We start from the raw sequence: 16,135 nt of genomic DNA, 5'->3' as shown, positions 1-16,135 counted from the left end.
CCCAACCCGGCTACGACAGCCCCGGGAACGCTCGGACGGTACGGCTCATAAGGATAGGTACTCGACATGCGTTAGGATACTTGGCTCCGCGCCGTGCCCCCAAGGCCTGGCCGGCAAACCTCAAGTTTAGCCGGTCCGGCGCCCTCCGGACCCCATGCAGGATGTACCCGATGACGCTTCAGTTCAGCCTAGGCTCCGCCGCCCCCGAAACCGTCGAGACCCCGTGCGTCGTGGTCGGCGTGTACGAAGGCGGCGTACTTACCAGTGCCGCTGCCCGCGTAAATACCGCCGCCCAGGGCGCGATCAAGCAGCAGATGGAAAGCGGCGACATTACCGGCAAGGCCGGCAGTACCACGGTCATGTTCGCGCCGGCCGGCCTGGCCGCCAAGCGCGTCCTGGTGGTGGGCCTGGGCGCGCAGAAGAGCTTCGACGCGGCGCGTTACCAGAAGATCTGCCTGGAATCGACGCGCGCGCTCGGCCGCCTGCCGATCGACAGTGCCGTGTCCTATCTTTCCGAAGTGGACGTCCCCAACCGCGACGCCGCCTGGCGTGTGCGTACGGCCGCCCTGGGCGCGGACCATGCCGCCTACCGCTACACCGCCACCTTCAAGCCGCGCGAAAAGCCCGCGCAGACCGAGCTTGGCGCGATCCAGTTCACCGCCAGCGACGATGCCGTCACCGGCCTCGATCAGGCCAAGGCCATGGCCGAAGGCATCCGCTTTGCGCGCGAGCTGGCCAACCTGCCGCCGAATATCTGCAACCCGGCCTATATCGCCGAGCAGGCGACCCAGTTCGCCGAACGCCACGACAAGGTCAGTTGCAACGTGCTCGATCACGTCGAGATGGAAAAGCTCGGCTTCGGCTCGCTGCTGGCGGTGGGCCGCGGCTCGGTCAACAAGCCCAAGCTGGTGGTGCTGAACTACCAGGGCGGCAACGCGGACGACAAGCCGTATGCCTTCGTCGGCAAGGGCATCACCTTCGATACCGGCGGTATCAGCCTGAAGCCCGGTCCGGGCATGGAAGAAATGAAGTTCGACATGGGTGGCGCCGCCGGCGTGCTCGGCGCGTTCGTGGCCACGGTCAAGATGAACCTGCCGGTCAACCTGGTCTGCGTGGTGCCGGCCGTGGAGAACATGCCCGATGGCGACGCCTACCGTCCCAGCGATGTGCTGACCAGCCTGTCCGGCCTGACCATCGAAGTGCTCAACACTGATGCCGAAGGCCGCCTGATTCTGTGCGATGCGCTGACCTACACCGCGCAGACCTTCCAGCCGCAGGCGATCATCGACGCTGCCACGCTGACGGGCGCCTGCGTCATTGCGCTGGGCAAACACGCCACCGGCCTGATGAGCAAACATGACGATCTGGCCGCGGAGCTGCTCGCCGCCGGCGAACTCACGCTCGACCGGGCGTGGCGCCTGCCGTTGTGGGACGACTACCAGACCCAGCTCGATTCCGGTTTTGCCGATGTCGCCAATATCGGTGGCAAGAGCGCCGGCGCGATCACCGCCGGCTGTTTCCTCGCCCGCTTCACCGAAGGCCAGCGCTGGGCGCACCTGGATATCGCCGGCACGGCGTGGGACGAGGGCCGCAAGGGTCTCGCCACCGGCCGGCCGGTCTCGCTGCTGACGCAGTGGCTGATCGACAGAACGGCGACGAGTCACTAAGTAGCAAGAAACGTAGAGCGGCGCACCCGCTCTACGTTTTTCTCACTCCTATTCACTCGACACTGCTCTGTATGCCCCGCGCCGACTTCTACCTGATCGACAAGCCACGCTTTCGCGAACAGCCACTGCTGCTGGTGTGCGAGCTGGCCAAACGCGCCTATGCGGCGCAAAAGCCGACCTTGGTGCTCACGCGCGATTTCGAGCAGGCCGAAGCGTTGGATTCCTTGCTGTGGGATTTCGACGAAGACGTCTACATCCCGCATCAACTGGCGGGCGACGACGACGATATGCATACCGCGGTATTGATCGTACCGCCGGGTGTCGATACCGACGATCGCCCGATGGTCATCAACTTGCGCGACACCTGCCCACCCGGCCGTTACGAGCGTGTCTTGGAAGTAGTCGCAGCCGACCCGGCCGAGCGCGACGGCTCGCGCGTACGCTGGGCCGAATACAAACGCCTGGGCTTCGAACTGGCCAAGTTCGACATGTGAGCGCGCGAGCGCTTTAGTTTACCGGCTCGCCAACAACGCGGACCATGCGCAAGGCATGGGCGAGCTGCTCGCCCGTCAACGGCTTGCGCAGGAAGCCATCCATGCCCATCTCGCGCGCATGGGATTCCTCGTCGCTACCCGAACGCGCCGTCACCACGATGATCGGCAGGTGCACGCCCTGCGCTTCGCGTTGCCGGATAAGGCGCGCCACCTGGAAACCATCGACACCAGGCAGATCCAGATCGAGCAGCACGACATCGCAGCCGCCCTGTGCCAGCTCGGCCAACGCCGCCAGGCCGTTATTGACGTGACGAACCTGGTGCCCCTGCTGTTCCAGCAAGCCTCGAATCACCGCTGCAGCGATCGCGTCGTCCTCGATCAGCAACACATGCAGTGATCGCTCCTGCGTAGCGGCCGCCGGCACCACCGCCGCGGGCGCTTCCGGCTCGACTTCGCGAAGCGGCAAGCGCACGCGGAACGTGCTGCCCTGCCCGAGCTTCGACTCCAGCTCGATACTGCCGCCCATCAAGCTGACAAGCTCCCGGCAGATCGCCAGCCCCAGACCGCTACCCGAATTGCGTTGCGGTCCGTTCTCCTGCTCGAAGCGATGAAAGAGTCGTGCCTGCCCGGCTTCGGAAATACCCGGACCGGTATCGGTGATGCTGAACACGATGCCATCGCTGCCACGTTCGATACGCAATACGACCTGACCGCGCTCGGTGAACTTCAACGCGTTGTTCGCCAGGTTCAACAACACCTGCCTGATGCGCATCGCATCGCCCTGCACATACTGTGGCAGGTCGTCGGAACAGGAGGCTTCAAAGCGCAACCCCTTCTTCTTCGCCTGATTGCGCTCGAGCTTGGCAATATCGTCGACCAGCGCACGCAGATCGAACGGCGCCATGTCCAGCTCCAGACGACCGGCCTCGATACGTGCGAGGTCGAGCGCATCGTTGACCAGCTTCAACAGCAAACTGCCGGAACGTTGCATCGCTTCGGTGTATTCGCGCTGCGGCGGCGACAGCGACGTGCCCATCAGCAATTCGGACATGCCGATAACGCCGGTCATCGGCGTACGGATTTCGTGGCTCAGCGTCGCCAGGAACTGCGTCTTCGCGGCACTGGCCTGTTCGGCCAGATGGCGGCGCTGTTCGGCGAGCTGGATACGGTGACGGTTGGACAAGCGACGTTGCCAGATCAACAGCACCAGCCAGACCAGCAGGGCGGCAAACAGGCTGTACGCACACCATGCCCACCAGCGCACCCACGGCGGCGCATCGACATGGATCTTCAACGGCTGACGCAAACTGCTCCATTGTCCATCCGCGCCCGCACCCATCACTTCCAGCGTGTAATCGCCGGCGCCCAGGCCCGCGAATTCGCGCACGCCTACGTTACCAGTATCGACCCAGTTGTTATCGAAATCGGTCAGACGGAAACGATAGTGATTCGATGACGTATCGACATAGGAAAATACGCGTGCGGTCACCGTCAGCCCTCGATCCTCCCAGCCCAGATTGATAACGTCGTCGTGCAACGGCAGATCGACCTGCGCACCGTGACGCAGAATATGCAGGCCAGTGATCGCCAGCGGCGGTTCGTAGGGGCTGACATCGGGAAAGTTCGGATTGAACGCAACCACGCCGCCCAGGGTCGGCGAATAGATGTAACCGTTGGGCATGCGCGCGAAGCCGCGCGCGAACTCGCCGTTGATCAGGCCATCCTGCAAGCCGATGCGACGGAACTGATCGTCGGCAGGATCGAAGCGCCATAAACCGTCGCGGCCAAATATCCATACGCGTTGCTGCGCATCGACGGCCAGGTCATAGACGCCGATCGACGGCCAGCCATGCGAGGCATCGACCTTTTGAACAAGGGTCAGGCCGTCCTTTGCATACGTGTATCTCTCCAGTCCGTCGGGCCTGGCCAGCCATAGACCGTCATCGGTGAAGTCGAAGGCATCGACGACGCGGTCGTTGGTCACCCCCGGCACCGGTTCGAAGTACTCGTGCGTGCTGTTCAGACGCAACAGGCCGCCATCGCTGGCGTACCAGAAAACCCCATTTCGCAGCGTAAGCTGACTACCCCAGCGGGCCTTCTCATCGGCCGGACGAATCGGCGCCGACGTAACTTGCAAGGTATCCTGATCGATCCGGTACAGGCCCTCGCCGAACGTGCGGGCATAAAGCTTGCCGTCCGGCCCTACTTCCACTTCCAGCGGATGCTGCATGCCTTCCGGGGCTGGTTTGACCTCATCGAGCTTGCCGTCGACATAGCGGTAGATCGCGCCCTGCGTTACCACCCACAAGCGCCCCTGCGCGTCTTCGGTGATCCCGACCACGTCACCGCGCTTGCCGCCGAGCACGTGCTCGGCGATGCCGGTGACTGGATCGAGCTTGTCGACGACGGAGGCGCGGCCACCGACCCAGATCTTCCCATCCTTCGAACGCGCGACTGCCGTAGCCTCCGAATCGCGCAGACTGCTGGGGTCCTCGGGAACATGGCTGAATCGGCTGATCCGGCTCCACCCTGGCGCCAGATAGGCGATGCCACCATCGAACAGGGTGATCCACATGCCGCCTTCGCGGTCCATGATGATGTTGAACACCCAGGTACCCGGCAGGTTACCGGGCAACAGCGGTTGATCGACGATCGGCGTCATCGGCTGGCCGGTACCGCCGTTCTGCAGAAACAAGCCACGTTGCGTGCCGACCCACAGGCGTCCGTTGAGGTCGCGCACGCTGCTGAGCACATTGACGTTGGCGATCTTGTCCTGCGCGTAAGGACGCGCGATATCGTCCGGCCCGACGAAGAACAAACCCCTGACCGCACTGACGCGGACTTCGTCGCCATCGCCCTCGATGCGCCAGGCGTCGATCACATGATCGGAGTCCGCCCGATGGATCGCATGGAAGGTCCCGTCGGGGTCGCGGCGAAACACGCCCAGGTTGCTGCCGATCCACAAGCGATCGCGCGTATCGACATAAAGCGCAGCAATCATGCCGAACGCTTCGGGCTTGTCGCCGAGCAACGGATTGACGATATGCGTAAAGCCTTTGCCGTCGGGCTTCATGCGCTCCAGGCCGCCAGCCGTCCCGACCCAGATCACGCCATCGGATGTTTGTGCGATCGCCCAGACCTTTTCACTGGCCAGGCTGCCCGGATCGCTGGCGTTGTGACCCCAGTGCTCGAAGCGATCGCGCATCGGATCGTAGCGATTGAGCCCGGCCTCCAGGCCGCCGGCCCATAGATGACCGCTCTGGTCGACCAGCAGCGCCGAAATGCCGTTATTGATCAGGGAACCGGGGTCGCCGGCAACATGGCGAAAGACCCGGAAAGCGAGGCCATCGAAGCGTGCGATACCGCCCTTCGTACCGAACCACATCGCGCCCTCGCGGTCCTGTACGGCCACATAGACGCTACTGCTGGGCAGGCCGTTGGCGGTTCCATACCGACGAAACTGCGGCGTCAGCAAAATGGCAGGGGCACTCGTCGATGCCACCGGAGAGGGAGGCACCGGTTGGCTGGTTCCAACCAGCAGCCCGAGACTTAACAGCACTGACGACAGCATGTTCTCTCCCTAACGCGGCGATCATGCCAAAACGTCGGGGCAAGCACGAGCATTTATGTCGACAGCATCGCACTTTTTCGCTCGACCACCTCCGCCAGCATCTTGTTTAACTCACGCCCGCTCAACGGTTTACGCAGAAAACCGTCCATACCGGCAAGCCGAACCCGCTGCTCGTCGTCTGCCGCCGAACGTGCAGTAACGGCAATCATCGGGATATGCGGTCCGGCACCTTCGCGCTTGCGGACCATGCGGGCAATCTCGAAACCACTGAGGCCGGGCAAGTCCAGATCGAGCAAGATGGCGTCGTAGCGTTCCTGTTCCAGCTCGACCAGAACGGCCAGCCCGTTGAGCACATGACGAACGGTGTGCCCCTGGTGTTCCAGCAGCCCGCGCACGACGGCCGCAACAATCAGGTCGTCCTCCACCAGCAGCAATCGCAACGCGGATGAATCCGCCGTTGGCTTGTCCGAGCTCGAAGACGATGCCGCCTTGTCCGCCTCGGGGAGAGGCAGATGGACCTGAAAACGGCTACCCATGACCGTGGAGGACTGCAGAGAAAGTGTGCCGCCCATCGAAGCGACCAGTTCGCGACAGATGGCCAGACCCAGACCGCTGCCGTTCCTCCGCTCCGGGCTCAGCCCTTGCTCGAAACGCTCGAATATCCGCTCCTGACTTTCCGGCGGGACGCCAGGACCGGTATCGATCACCGTAAAAGCCAGACCGTCGTCCACACGTTCCACACGCAGAACCACCTTGCCCGCTTCAGTGAACTTCAGCGCATTGTTGATGAGGTTCAATAGAATCTGCTTGATGCGTACGGCATCGCCCAACACATGCGATGGCATGGACCCGATCACCTCGATCTCGAATGTCAGGCCCTTTTTCTCTGCCTGTGGACGCTCCAGCTGCACTACATCGTCGATCAGATCCTCGACATCGAAAGGTACCGACTCGAGTTCGAGCCGCCCGGTTTCGATGCGAGCCAGATCCAGCGCATCATTGACGAGTTTGAGCAGCAACGCACCCGAGCGGCGCATGGCCTTGGCATACTCGTTTTGCAACGGCGTCAGAGGGGTGTGCAGCAGGAGCTCGGCCATGCCCAGGACGCCGGTCATCGGCGTACGAATTTCATGCCCCAATGTCGCCAGGAACTGCGTTTTCGCGGCATTGCTCTGCTCCGCAAGAACGCGGCGCTGCTCCGAAAAAAGAATCTCATGACGTTCCGCCGCGCGCTGCTGCAACACTCTGAAGACCACCCAGGCCATCGACAGCGCAAGGACGAGGTAGCTGCACCACGCCCACCAGCGACCCCACGGCGGCAGTTCCACATGCAGCCATATCGAAGCCTGTTGCAAGAAGGCTCCCGACGCGTCAAATGCAGCGGCATCCAGACGATACATGCCAGGAGCAAGGCCGGAGATATCGCGCGAACCGTGCTTTCCGGTATCGACCCATTCATCGTCGAAATCGGACAGGCGGAATCGGTATCGGATACCGCCTGCATCCACATAGGAAAGCATCCGCGCCTGGACATGCAGCGCACGATCAAACCATTGGATCGTCGCACCACCATTTTCCGGAATCAGATCGCGCTGACCGCGACTACCTTCGACATGCAATTGGGTAAATATCAGCGGTGGCGGCGATGCAGGCAGATGCGCGGCATGCCCGGGACGAAACCCGATCACACCGCGCCGTGTGGGTACATACAACGGCTCCGTATTCTGCGTCACGGCCACGTTCACCGCGCCCGGCCCTACGGTCCCCTCCATAAGGCCCGTCTTGGCGCCAAATCGTTGAAGAGCGCCATTCTGCGCATCGAAGCTCCATAAGCCCGATTCACTGAAAATCCACAGCACATTGGACGAGTCCACGTCCAGATCCGTAATGGCCGAATCGCGCCAGCCGTCTTGTGCCGTCAGGTTGACCAGGGATGTGGCCCTGTCGCCGTCCCACCGATAACGCTGAAGTCGTCCCACCCGGGCCAACCAGAATCCCTGACCATCGAACGTCAATGCAGTGACCGGCTTGCCGCGCTCGACCCCGGGGACCCAGTTCATCCTGTCCTGGTGCAGACTCCAGCGTAAGAGCCCTTCGTGATTGCCATACCAGAGTCTGCCTCCGTGTACAGCAAGCAGGCCCGGTTGCAGATCGACGTTCTGGATATCCGGCGCCATCGGTACAGCGCTTATTTTTTTGGAGTCGGGGTCAATGCGCACGACACCATGACGCGCAACGGTAAGAAAAATAGTGCCGTCGTCCCCGCGTGCCAATAGTTCAGGCCGCGTGATCCATCGCCGCTCGGGGTCAATCTGCTCAACCTTGCCGTCCTTGAAACGCCGCAATTCACCACGCACGGTAAACCACAATGCATCGCCGCTATCGATGATGTGTATGACGTTATGTTGCAGATCGCCGATGACCCGCTCGGTCTTGCCGGTGGTCGGGTCGAATTTATCGATGCGACCGTAACTACCGACCCAGAGCTTGCCATCCGCGCTCGGTGCTACCACGGACGGTGGATTGTCCGGCAAGCTGGACGGATCATCCGGTATATGCGTGTAACGCGAAAATCCCTCCCATCCCGGCGGCAAATAGGCTACTCCGCCTTCGTAAGAGGTAAACCACAAGCCGCCCTCGCGGTCGCTTGTCACGCTCAACACCCACTCGAAGGGCAAACCGGCGATCACCGTCGGCTTTGCGTGAAAGCGATGAATCCTCGAGCGCTCGTCTTCCATCACCAGACCATGAATGGTGGCCAGCCACAGCCGTCCCTTCCAATCGCGCGCACTGCCAAATACATAGAAAGATGCTGGCAACTGCGTATGGGAAAACGCCGGACGCGCTTGATCGTCCGAGCCGACCAGGAAAAGCCCCTGCCGTGTGCTGATGCGGATGTCTCCCTGGTCACCCTGGATGCGGTGAATTTCATTGCTGTCCGAAGACTCGTAAGGCACGTCGATCGACTGCCACGATTCGCGTGGCGTACGTTTGAGCAATTTCCCCGAACGCGTACCGATCCAGAGCGTGCCATCGGGCTGCGCCATCAGTGCGCTCACGGTGCGGTCATCCGGTTGATCGCCATGCGGAAACGCTATGTGCTCGAAGCGCGAGCCATCCGGAAGCAGACGATCGAGCCCGGCCTTGGTGCCGACCCACAGGCTTTCGTCAGGAGCGAGCGCCAACGCAAGCACGCTGTCATCGGACAAGCTGCCTGGATCATCACTGTGGCGCCAATGCTCGAAGCGATGATGGCGAGGGTCGTAGCGATCGACCCCACTATTGGCGGTAGCTACCCACAATCGGCCGTCAGACATCGGCGCCAATCGGGTCACTTCGTCGCTCGCCAACGTACTTGCGTCGCTGTGCTGATGCCTGAATGTGGCGAAGTCGACACCGTCGTAGCGCGTCAAACCTGCCGAGCCGCCAAACCACATATAGCCTGTGGCATCTTGTGCCACGGTATTGATGGCTGAACCAGCCAATCCGTCGGCTTTGTCAAAATGGCGAAACTGCGGCGTAGGGCGTGGCTCGGCGAACTTGGTCGACCCAGGCGCCGGCGGTTGCGCCCAAACCGCCTGCGCGGCCAACAACACCGTCAGCACTACCCCTATAAACCATTGAAAAATCATGGAGGCTCCCTCTCCTTTACGCTCGCCAGCATAGCCAGGCTCCGCTGGCGGTAAGTCATCTAAACTCTATTTACTATGTAAGCCAAGAACTTGTCTTTCCGCACGACAACAATCTGGCTTGCTGCTTGGGAGTATCCGCCTGACATGACATTTCGCTTTCGTCTGGCTCTGGCCGCCATCGCCGCGCTCGCCCTGATCTGGCTTTTTTTTGCCGTTATCGAACGCGCGCTCGCACTGATGCAGCGCTACCTGGCACTGCCGCTGGCGTTGCAATGGCTGCTCGGGGCCGTGCTGGTCTTGTTTGCCTTAGCGGGGCTGATGCTGCTGTGGTGGCTTCTGCGTCCACGCCGCAGGCGTCGCGCATTGAAGGTCGCCGATCGCGCCGATGTGGAAAACCGGCTGCAACGCCTGCGCGAGCGCAACGTCGACACGGCAATGCTCGATCGCGAGCTGATCGAACTGGATCGGCGCAAGCAGGGAGATCGTGTCTATGTCGCTTTGTTTGGTGAAATCTCGACGGGCAAGTCGACCCTGATCCGAGCCATCGCGCCCCACGCGCTCACTCGCAGCGATGCCCGCGGCGGCACCACGCGCGAGGTCCAACATGTCGACGCCAACCTGCCCGATGGCCGTCGGCTCACGCTGGCCGATGTTCCTGGCAGTCGCGAAGCCGGTGGCGAGGCCCATGAACACATTGCACGGCAGGAGGCGCTGCGTGCACACGCTGTTATCTATCTCTGTGCAGGCGACCTTACGCGAACACAAGTCGAGGAGGTACGTTGGCTGGGCGACTTCGGCAAGCCGCTGGTGTTGGCCTTGAACAAAGCCGATCAATGGAATGAAGGTGAGCGCAGCTTGATTGTCAAACGACTGCAGCAGCAAACCCGCGACATCGCCGCAACCGTGGTCGCCATCAGCGCTGGCGGCAGCGAGCGCTTCGAGCGTCCGTTGGTTGACGGTGGCAGCGAACAGGTGGAACGCCAGCGCCGACCGTCGATCGAGCCGCTGCTCCATGCCCTGGTTCGGCTGACCGCGCCCGGCGCCAGCGCCCTCGAACCGTCGCGCGAGCAGGCGGTATTGGCAGGACTGCATGAAAGCACCGGTTCGTTGGAATCGGCCACGCGCACGGCCGATGCCGAAAAGATCGTGCGCAAGTACGCCCGTCGCGCCATCATCGGCGCGCTCGCCGCTGTCGCACCGGGCAGCGACCTGGTGATCCAGGGGGCCCTGGCTGCCGCGCTGACGCGGGAGTTGGCAACGCTTTACGACATTCGTGTCACCGATGTGCAGATCGAAGATTTCCTGCAGCAGGCACGCCTCACCCTGCGTACCGGCAGCTCGATCGTGCTGGCGATTGCCGGCAACGCACTAAAGGCTTTCCCCGGCTTGGGTACGCTGGGTGGCGGCGTTCTGCATGCTTTCGCCTATGCGCTGATCTTCGACAGCATGGGACGCGCGCTGGCCGCGTCGCTGGCCGAGCGCAAGACGCTGGACCAGGCGGACGCCGGCGACAAACTGAAGGCACTATTGACCGAGGCCAGCGCCGGACGGATGCGCCAACTGGCTACCTTGACCGCCGATGCGTGGCGGGAACGCCGTGATCTGGATGGCCAGTCTGAACGATAGCGTGACCACGACAGCCGGGATTTGAACCGGGGGATATCGCTGGAACTATTCACGGGAGAAACAATCCGTTTCAAGTTCGAAGCTTGGCGTTCCCCCTCTCATCGGCCAGACTTTCCCTTATGCCTATCAAAACCCTGCTTTGCTATGCGTTCCTGAGCCTTGGCTCGTTCGGTGCCGTCCAGGCGGCCGAGTCGAGCTATCGCTACGACACCGTGCACAGCCAGATCCTTTTCAGCATCGACCACAACGGTTATTCACGCCCTTTTGGGCGGCTGCACATTGCCAAGGGTGTATTGCACCTCGATCCTGCCAACCTGAGCCAGGCATCCACCGAGCTGGATATCGATCTGGCCAGCCTGGACATGGGCGACGCGGCCTGGAATACCGCCGTGCTCAAGCCCGATTTCCTCGATAGCGGGAAGAACCGCTACGCGCATTTCGTCAGCACCGGCGTCGAGTCGAAAGACGCCAACCATGGCGTCTTGCATGGCAATTTGACGCTGCGCGGCGTCACCAGACCGATCGACATCAACTTCACCTTCAATCGCGCCGCCAAGACCATCTATGGGTTGCATACGGTCGCCGGCTTTTCCGGCAACGCGATGCTCAACCGCGCTGATTTCGGCATGACTGCATTCAAGGGTTCGATCGGACAAAGCGTCAGCGTGTGGCTGGAACTGGAAGCCATCAAGGACGATGATGCCGGCAAGGCAAGCGAAGCTCCGGCGCCGACTTCATCCACAGACCCGAACCCGAAGGAATCACCATGAGCCTGCGCAGCAACGACCATCAATGGGGCTCGGTCGCCAAGTTTTTCCATTGGCTGATGGCGCTGGCTATCCTTGGCAACGGCATCTTCGGCCTGTGCATGGATCTGGCGCATTCGCCCATGCAGAAGATCGGCTGGTTCGCCTGGCACAAGTCCATCGGCCTTACCGTGCTCGCGCTTTTCCTGCTGCGCTTGCTGTGGCGCGTAGCGGATCGTCGCCCGCCCGACGAACCGGGCCCGCGCTGGCAACATGTTTCCGCGCATGTCGTGCACGGCCTGCTGTATGTGTTGATCGTGGCGTTGCCGCTCAGCGGCTGGTGGTTCAATTCGCTGCGCGGTTTTCCGCTGCAATGGTTCAAGCTGTTCAACCTACCGGCGATCGCGAGCAAGAACGAGGACCTCGCCCATACCGTGATCGGCATTCACGAGTATCTCTTTTACTTTCTGCTGCTGGTGCTGGTGGCACATGCCGGCGCCGCACTGAAGCATCACGTGTTCGACAAAGATAATGTCCTGCGCCGCATGTTGCCGTTCGGCAAACTGCGCGATACGAATTCACAAGGAGAAAAACCATGACCTCGTTCGCCCGCAAACTGCTCCCCCTGCTGCTTGCCGCAGCGATTCCTGGTGTTGCCGGCGCTGCCGACTACACCGTGCAACCGGCATCGAGCAAGCTTGGCTTTACCAGCAATTTCCAGGGACAGAGCTTCGACGGTACGTTCGGCAAGTGGACGGCGGCGATCAGCTACGACGCGGCCAAGCTCGCCACCTCGAAGTTCGATGTCGAAGTCGATCTGACCAGCGCCAAGACCGGCGACAACGATCGCGACGGCGCATTGCCGGGTCCGGACTTCTTCAACGCGGCCAAGTTTCCCAAGGCGCATTTCGTGACCACGGCCTTTCGCCAGAACGGCGCCCAGGTCGTGGCCGACGGCAACCTGACCCTGCACGGCGTCACCAAGCCGGTCAGCCTCAATGTGACCTTCAAGCCGCAGGGCACCGGCGCCACGCTCGATGTCACCGGTAGCGTCAAGCGCCTCGATTTCGGCGTCGGTAGCGGCGAGTATGCCGACACGTCGGTCATCGGCCCCGACGTCAAGATCAACGCGCACCTGACGCTCACGGCAAAGTAAGCTCCGGGCCATGGCGATGGACACGCTATGGCAACGCATGCGCGGCTGGCTGGGAACAGCCGGCCAGCCCGCTGATATCCCTCACCCCAGCGGCGGGTCGAGCACGAGCGCTCAGGGCAAGGTAGCCGACAGTCTGCGTCAGCTACTGGACGACCCGACGATTCCGCCGGCTATTCGCAGCGAGCTGGCCGGCGATTTCACCCGTATCGAAAACATGCTGGAGCGGCTCGATCGCGGTGAATTGCATATCGCCGTTTTCGGCCGCGTATCGGCGGGCAAATCGGCGCTCGGCAATGCCCTGCTGGGTCGCGAAGCGTTCGAAGTGGGCGTCCTTCACGGCACGACCACCCTCGCCGAACAGGCCACGCTCGATGAAGCCGAGCACGACGGCCTGGTCTTGATCGACACCCCCGGCATCAACGAACTGGACGGCGAAGCGCGCGAGCGTCTCGCCTTCGATGTCGCCGAGATCGCCGACCTGGTGGTGTTCGTCGCCGACGGCGACCTCACCCGTGACGAACTCGATGCATTGAAAGTACTGGCACAGACGCAGCGGCCGCTGCTGCTGGCGTTGAACAAAGCCGACCGTTATGGCGACGATGAACGGCAATCGCTGCTTGCTCATTTGCGCGAACGCACCCGCGGCCTGCTGCTCGCCGACGATGTGATTGCCGTCGCTGCGCGTCCCACACCGCGCCAGACGATCGACACGGATGCCGCGGGTCACGAGCACACGCATACGCAAACCGTTCCACCGGATGTGGCCGCCTTGCGCGAACGCTTGCTGGACATCGCCCGGCGCGAAGGCAAGACGCTGTCCGCACTCAATGCCGGGCTCTACGCCGGCCGGCTGACCGATCAGGTATCGGCACGCATCGCCGACACCCGCCGCCACATGGCAACGCGGCTGATCCGCAACTACTGCCTGGCCAAGGGTGTCGCGGTCGCATTGAATCCGATCCCGGTAGCGGACCTGCTCGCCGCCGCCGGCCTGGATGCCGCGATGGTGGTACAGCTTTCGCGTTTGTACGGCTTGCCGCTGACACGCGCCGAGTCGGGCCGGCTGGTCGCGGTGATTTCCGCCCAACTGGCGGCGCTGATGGGGGCGATCTGGGGCATGCAGCTCGCCGCATCGGCATTGAAGGGCGTGAGTGCCGGCTTGTCGGTGCTGGTCACCGCCGCCGCACAGGGCGCGATGGCCTGGTACGCCACCGTATTGATCGGTCGCGCGGCGGAGCGCTATCTGGTCGCCGGCAAATCCTGGGGCGAGCTCGGTGCCAAGCGTGCCGTGGCCGAGGTCGTCGCCAGCCTGGATCGCGACTCCATCCTGCGCGAAGCGCGCGAGGAAATTCTCAGGCGGCTGAAAACCTCGGCAGCTCGCTAAAGCTGCTGCAGCGCAGCAACAAAAGCCTGTACTGCGTCGGCATCAAAGGGCCAATCCAGTTCGCGCCCGTCGCGATTGTCCCGCAAGACCGGGACACGCGTGCCGTAGCGGCCTTCCAGCGCCGGGCTATCGTCTACCCACACGCTGTCGAAATCCGGCGCACGGGCTTGCGCCATTACCGCAAGCGCCTGGTCGCAGAGGTGGCAATAATCGCGTTGATAGAGGGTCAGGTCGGCCATGGCTGTTACCGGGATGCAGCACGCGTAGAATAGCCGGTTCCCCCATCGTCGCCCCTGAGCTGAAAGAAAACCATGGCTGTCAGCGTATTCGACTTGTTCAAGATCGGTATCGGTCCGTCTTCCTCGCATACGGTTGGACCGATGCGCGCAGCCGCTCGTTTTTGCGAGCACTGGCTGGAGGAAAAAGGCGCGCTCGATCGCGTGGTGCGCGTGCGCGCCGAGCTGTTCGGGTCGCTGGCCATGACCGGCCGAGGCCACGGTACGGACAAGGCCGTGCTGCTGGGTTTCGAAGGCGAGCACCCCGACAGCGTCGACCCCGACCGTATTCCGGCGACGCTGGAGCGCATTCGTCACACGCATCGCTTGAACGTGCTCGGCAAGCACGAGATCGACTTCGACGAGAAGAGCGACCTGGTCTTCAACAAGCGCCAGAAACTGCCGTTTCACACCAACGGCATGCGCTTTTCCGCTTATGACGCCGATGGCAACGTGCTTGCCACGCGCGACTATTACTCGGTCGGCGGCGGCTTCGTGGTCAACCCCGACGAAGCGGCCGAAGACCGCATCGTTGCCGATACCACCGAACTGCCCTACCCATTCTCGACCGGCGACGAATTGCTGTCGTTGTGCAAACAGCATCATCTGTCGATCGCGCAACTGATGCTGGAAAACGAAAAGGTCTGGCGCAGCGAGCAGGAGATCCGCGACGGCCTGATCACGATCTGGAAGGCGATGCAGGATTGCGTGCAACGCGGCCTGCGCTCACCGGGCACCTTGCCGGGCGGCTTGAAAGTGACACGCCGCGCTCCGGCCATGGCCGAAGACCTGAGGCGTGAGCCGGAAGCCTCGTTGAAGGATCCGTTGACGATTCTGGACTGGGTCAATCTCTACGCGCTGGCCGTCAACGAAGAAAACGCGGCCGGCGGCCGGGTGGTCACGGCGCCGACCAACGGTGCAGCAGGTATCGTGCCGGCGGTGCTGCATTACTTCGTGCGGTTCTGCCCGAAATCCGACGAGAAAGGCGTGATCGACTTTCTGCTCACCGCTGCGGCAATCGGCATCCTTTACAAGGAGAACGCCTCCATCTCCGGCGCCGAAGTCGGCTGCCAGGGCGAGGTCGGCGTCGCCTGCTCGATGGCGGCCGGCGGTCTTACCGCCGCACTGGGCGGCAGCGTGCTGCAGGTGGAGAACGCCGCCGAGATCGGCATGGAGCACAACCTGGGACTCACCTGCGACCCGATCGGCGGCCTGGTGCAGATCCCCTGCATCGAACGCAACGCGATGGGCTCGGTCAAGGCCATCAATGCCAGCCGCATGGCGCTCAAGAGCGATGGCAAGCATCGCGTCTCGCTGGACAAGGTGATCGCCACCATGCGCGACACCGGCCGCGACATGAAGGACAAGTACAAGGAAACCTCGCGCGGCGGTCTGGCCGTCAATGTGATCGAGTGCTGATCGCGCCTTGACGCTATCCAGGCTCACTTCCGGCCGGAATCCACCCCGGCCGAGGGAGCGCCTTACACCAGGTTCGCGTGACTGGCCCAGGCTCGACGTGACATAACCGCCCGTCTTTGCGACCATCCCGGACTTTATGGCCCCCTGGGCCGTGCAACGGGAAAG

General features: G+C 62.5%; 11 protein-coding genes. 8 read left to right on the top strand and 3 right to left on the bottom strand.

Annotated features, from left to right (window positions below):
• Window positions 1-170: 170 nt before the first annotated feature.
• Entirely contained in the window at window positions 171-1,667 is a 1,497-nt protein-coding gene (locus QMG46_RS08705; protein WP_281852111.1) for a leucyl aminopeptidase, read from the top strand.
• 71 nt (window positions 1,668-1,738) lie between these two features.
• Window positions 1,739-2,161 carry a DNA polymerase III subunit chi gene (locus QMG46_RS08700; protein WP_281852110.1) on the top strand — a complete coding sequence of 141 codons (423 nt, stop codon included), beginning with the start codon at window positions 1,739-1,741 and terminating at the stop codon, window positions 2,159-2,161.
• A gap of 13 nt (window positions 2,162-2,174) precedes the next feature.
• On the opposite strand, the gene QMG46_RS08695 is transcribed toward QMG46_RS08700, so the two are convergent.
• Both QMG46_RS08695 and QMG46_RS08690 read right to left on the bottom strand, forming a co-directional pair.
• Window positions 2,175-5,732, bottom strand: a complete 3,558-nt coding sequence (locus QMG46_RS08695; protein ID WP_281852109.1) for a hybrid sensor histidine kinase/response regulator — start codon at window positions 5,730-5,732, stop codon at window positions 2,175-2,177.
• 53 nt (window positions 5,733-5,785) lie between these two features.
• A complete protein-coding gene (locus QMG46_RS08690; RefSeq protein WP_281852107.1) occupies window positions 5,786-9,364 on the bottom strand; it encodes a hybrid sensor histidine kinase/response regulator in 3,579 nt (1,192 codons plus the stop codon).
• Between the two features lie 144 nt (window positions 9,365-9,508).
• On the opposite strand from QMG46_RS08690, the gene QMG46_RS08685 reads away from it, so the two are divergent.
• The 5 genes from QMG46_RS08685 (at window position 9,509) to QMG46_RS08665 (ending at window position 14,276) form a co-directional block, all read left to right on the top strand.
• Window positions 9,509-10,990, top strand: coding sequence for a GTPase (locus QMG46_RS08685; protein WP_281852105.1), 1,482 nt, complete (start codon window positions 9,509-9,511; stop codon window positions 10,988-10,990).
• Between the two features lie 119 nt (window positions 10,991-11,109).
• On the top strand, window positions 11,110-11,760 hold the full coding sequence (locus tag QMG46_RS08680) for a YceI family protein (protein ID WP_281852104.1): 651 nt from the start codon (window positions 11,110-11,112) through the stop codon (window positions 11,758-11,760).
• Window positions 11,757-12,335, top strand: coding sequence for a cytochrome b (locus QMG46_RS08675; protein ID WP_281852103.1), 579 nt, complete (start codon window positions 11,757-11,759; stop codon window positions 12,333-12,335). Before QMG46_RS08680 ends, QMG46_RS08675 begins: the two co-directional genes overlap by 4 nt.
• Window positions 12,332-12,892 carry a YceI family protein gene (locus QMG46_RS08670; RefSeq protein WP_281852102.1) on the top strand — a complete coding sequence of 187 codons (561 nt, stop codon included), beginning with the start codon at window positions 12,332-12,334 and terminating at the stop codon, window positions 12,890-12,892. Before QMG46_RS08675 ends, QMG46_RS08670 begins: the two co-directional genes overlap by 4 nt.
• Before the next feature lie 10 nt (window positions 12,893-12,902).
• Window positions 12,903-14,276, top strand: a complete 1,374-nt coding sequence (locus QMG46_RS08665; protein WP_281852101.1) for a GTP-binding protein — start codon at window positions 12,903-12,905, stop codon at window positions 14,274-14,276.
• Here QMG46_RS08665 and QMG46_RS08660 read toward each other — a convergent pair.
• The gene (locus tag QMG46_RS08660; protein ID WP_281852100.1) at window positions 14,273-14,515 is read right to left on the bottom strand and encodes a glutaredoxin family protein; all 243 of its coding nucleotides are present in this window, start codon (window positions 14,513-14,515) and stop codon (window positions 14,273-14,275) included. The genes QMG46_RS08665 and QMG46_RS08660 overlap by 4 nt on opposite strands.
• Before the next feature lie 72 nt (window positions 14,516-14,587).
• Between QMG46_RS08660 and QMG46_RS08655 the strand changes: the two genes are divergently transcribed.
• Complete coding sequence (locus tag QMG46_RS08655; protein WP_281852099.1) at window positions 14,588-15,970, top strand: L-serine ammonia-lyase; 1,383 nt, start codon at window positions 14,588-14,590, stop codon at window positions 15,968-15,970.
• The last annotated feature ends 165 nt before the right edge of the window (window positions 15,971-16,135 follow it).

The organism is Dyella sp. GSA-30, from assembly GCF_027924605.1.
Taxonomy (GTDB): Bacteria; Pseudomonadota; Gammaproteobacteria; order Xanthomonadales; family Rhodanobacteraceae; genus GSA-30.
This window is presented reverse-complemented; position numbering and strand designations above follow the sequence as displayed.

What these genes read in the sequence shown, in the direction of transcription:
- QMG46_RS08705 (WP_281852111.1), top strand. Translation starts at nt 171, where the DNA reads ATGACGCTTCAGTTCAGCCTAGGCTCCGCCGCCCCCGAAACCGTCGAG.
- QMG46_RS08700 (WP_281852110.1), top strand. Translation starts at nt 1,739, where the DNA reads ATGCCCCGCGCCGACTTCTACCTGATCGACAAGCCACGCTTTCGCGAA.
- QMG46_RS08695 (WP_281852109.1), bottom strand. Translation starts at nt 5,732, where the DNA reads ATGCTGTCGTCAGTGCTGTTAAGTCTCGGGCTGCTGGTTGGAACCAGC.
- QMG46_RS08690 (WP_281852107.1), bottom strand. Translation starts at nt 9,364, where the DNA reads ATGATTTTTCAATGGTTTATAGGGGTAGTGCTGACGGTGTTGTTGGCC.
- QMG46_RS08685 (WP_281852105.1), top strand. Translation starts at nt 9,509, where the DNA reads ATGACATTTCGCTTTCGTCTGGCTCTGGCCGCCATCGCCGCGCTCGCC.
- QMG46_RS08680 (WP_281852104.1), top strand. Translation starts at nt 11,110, where the DNA reads ATGCCTATCAAAACCCTGCTTTGCTATGCGTTCCTGAGCCTTGGCTCG.
- QMG46_RS08675 (WP_281852103.1), top strand. Translation starts at nt 11,757, where the DNA reads ATGAGCCTGCGCAGCAACGACCATCAATGGGGCTCGGTCGCCAAGTTT.
- QMG46_RS08670 (WP_281852102.1), top strand. Translation starts at nt 12,332, where the DNA reads ATGACCTCGTTCGCCCGCAAACTGCTCCCCCTGCTGCTTGCCGCAGCG.
- QMG46_RS08665 (WP_281852101.1), top strand. Translation starts at nt 12,903, where the DNA reads ATGGCGATGGACACGCTATGGCAACGCATGCGCGGCTGGCTGGGAACA.
- QMG46_RS08660 (WP_281852100.1), bottom strand. Translation starts at nt 14,515, where the DNA reads ATGGCCGACCTGACCCTCTATCAACGCGATTATTGCCACCTCTGCGAC.
- QMG46_RS08655 (WP_281852099.1), top strand. Translation starts at nt 14,588, where the DNA reads ATGGCTGTCAGCGTATTCGACTTGTTCAAGATCGGTATCGGTCCGTCT.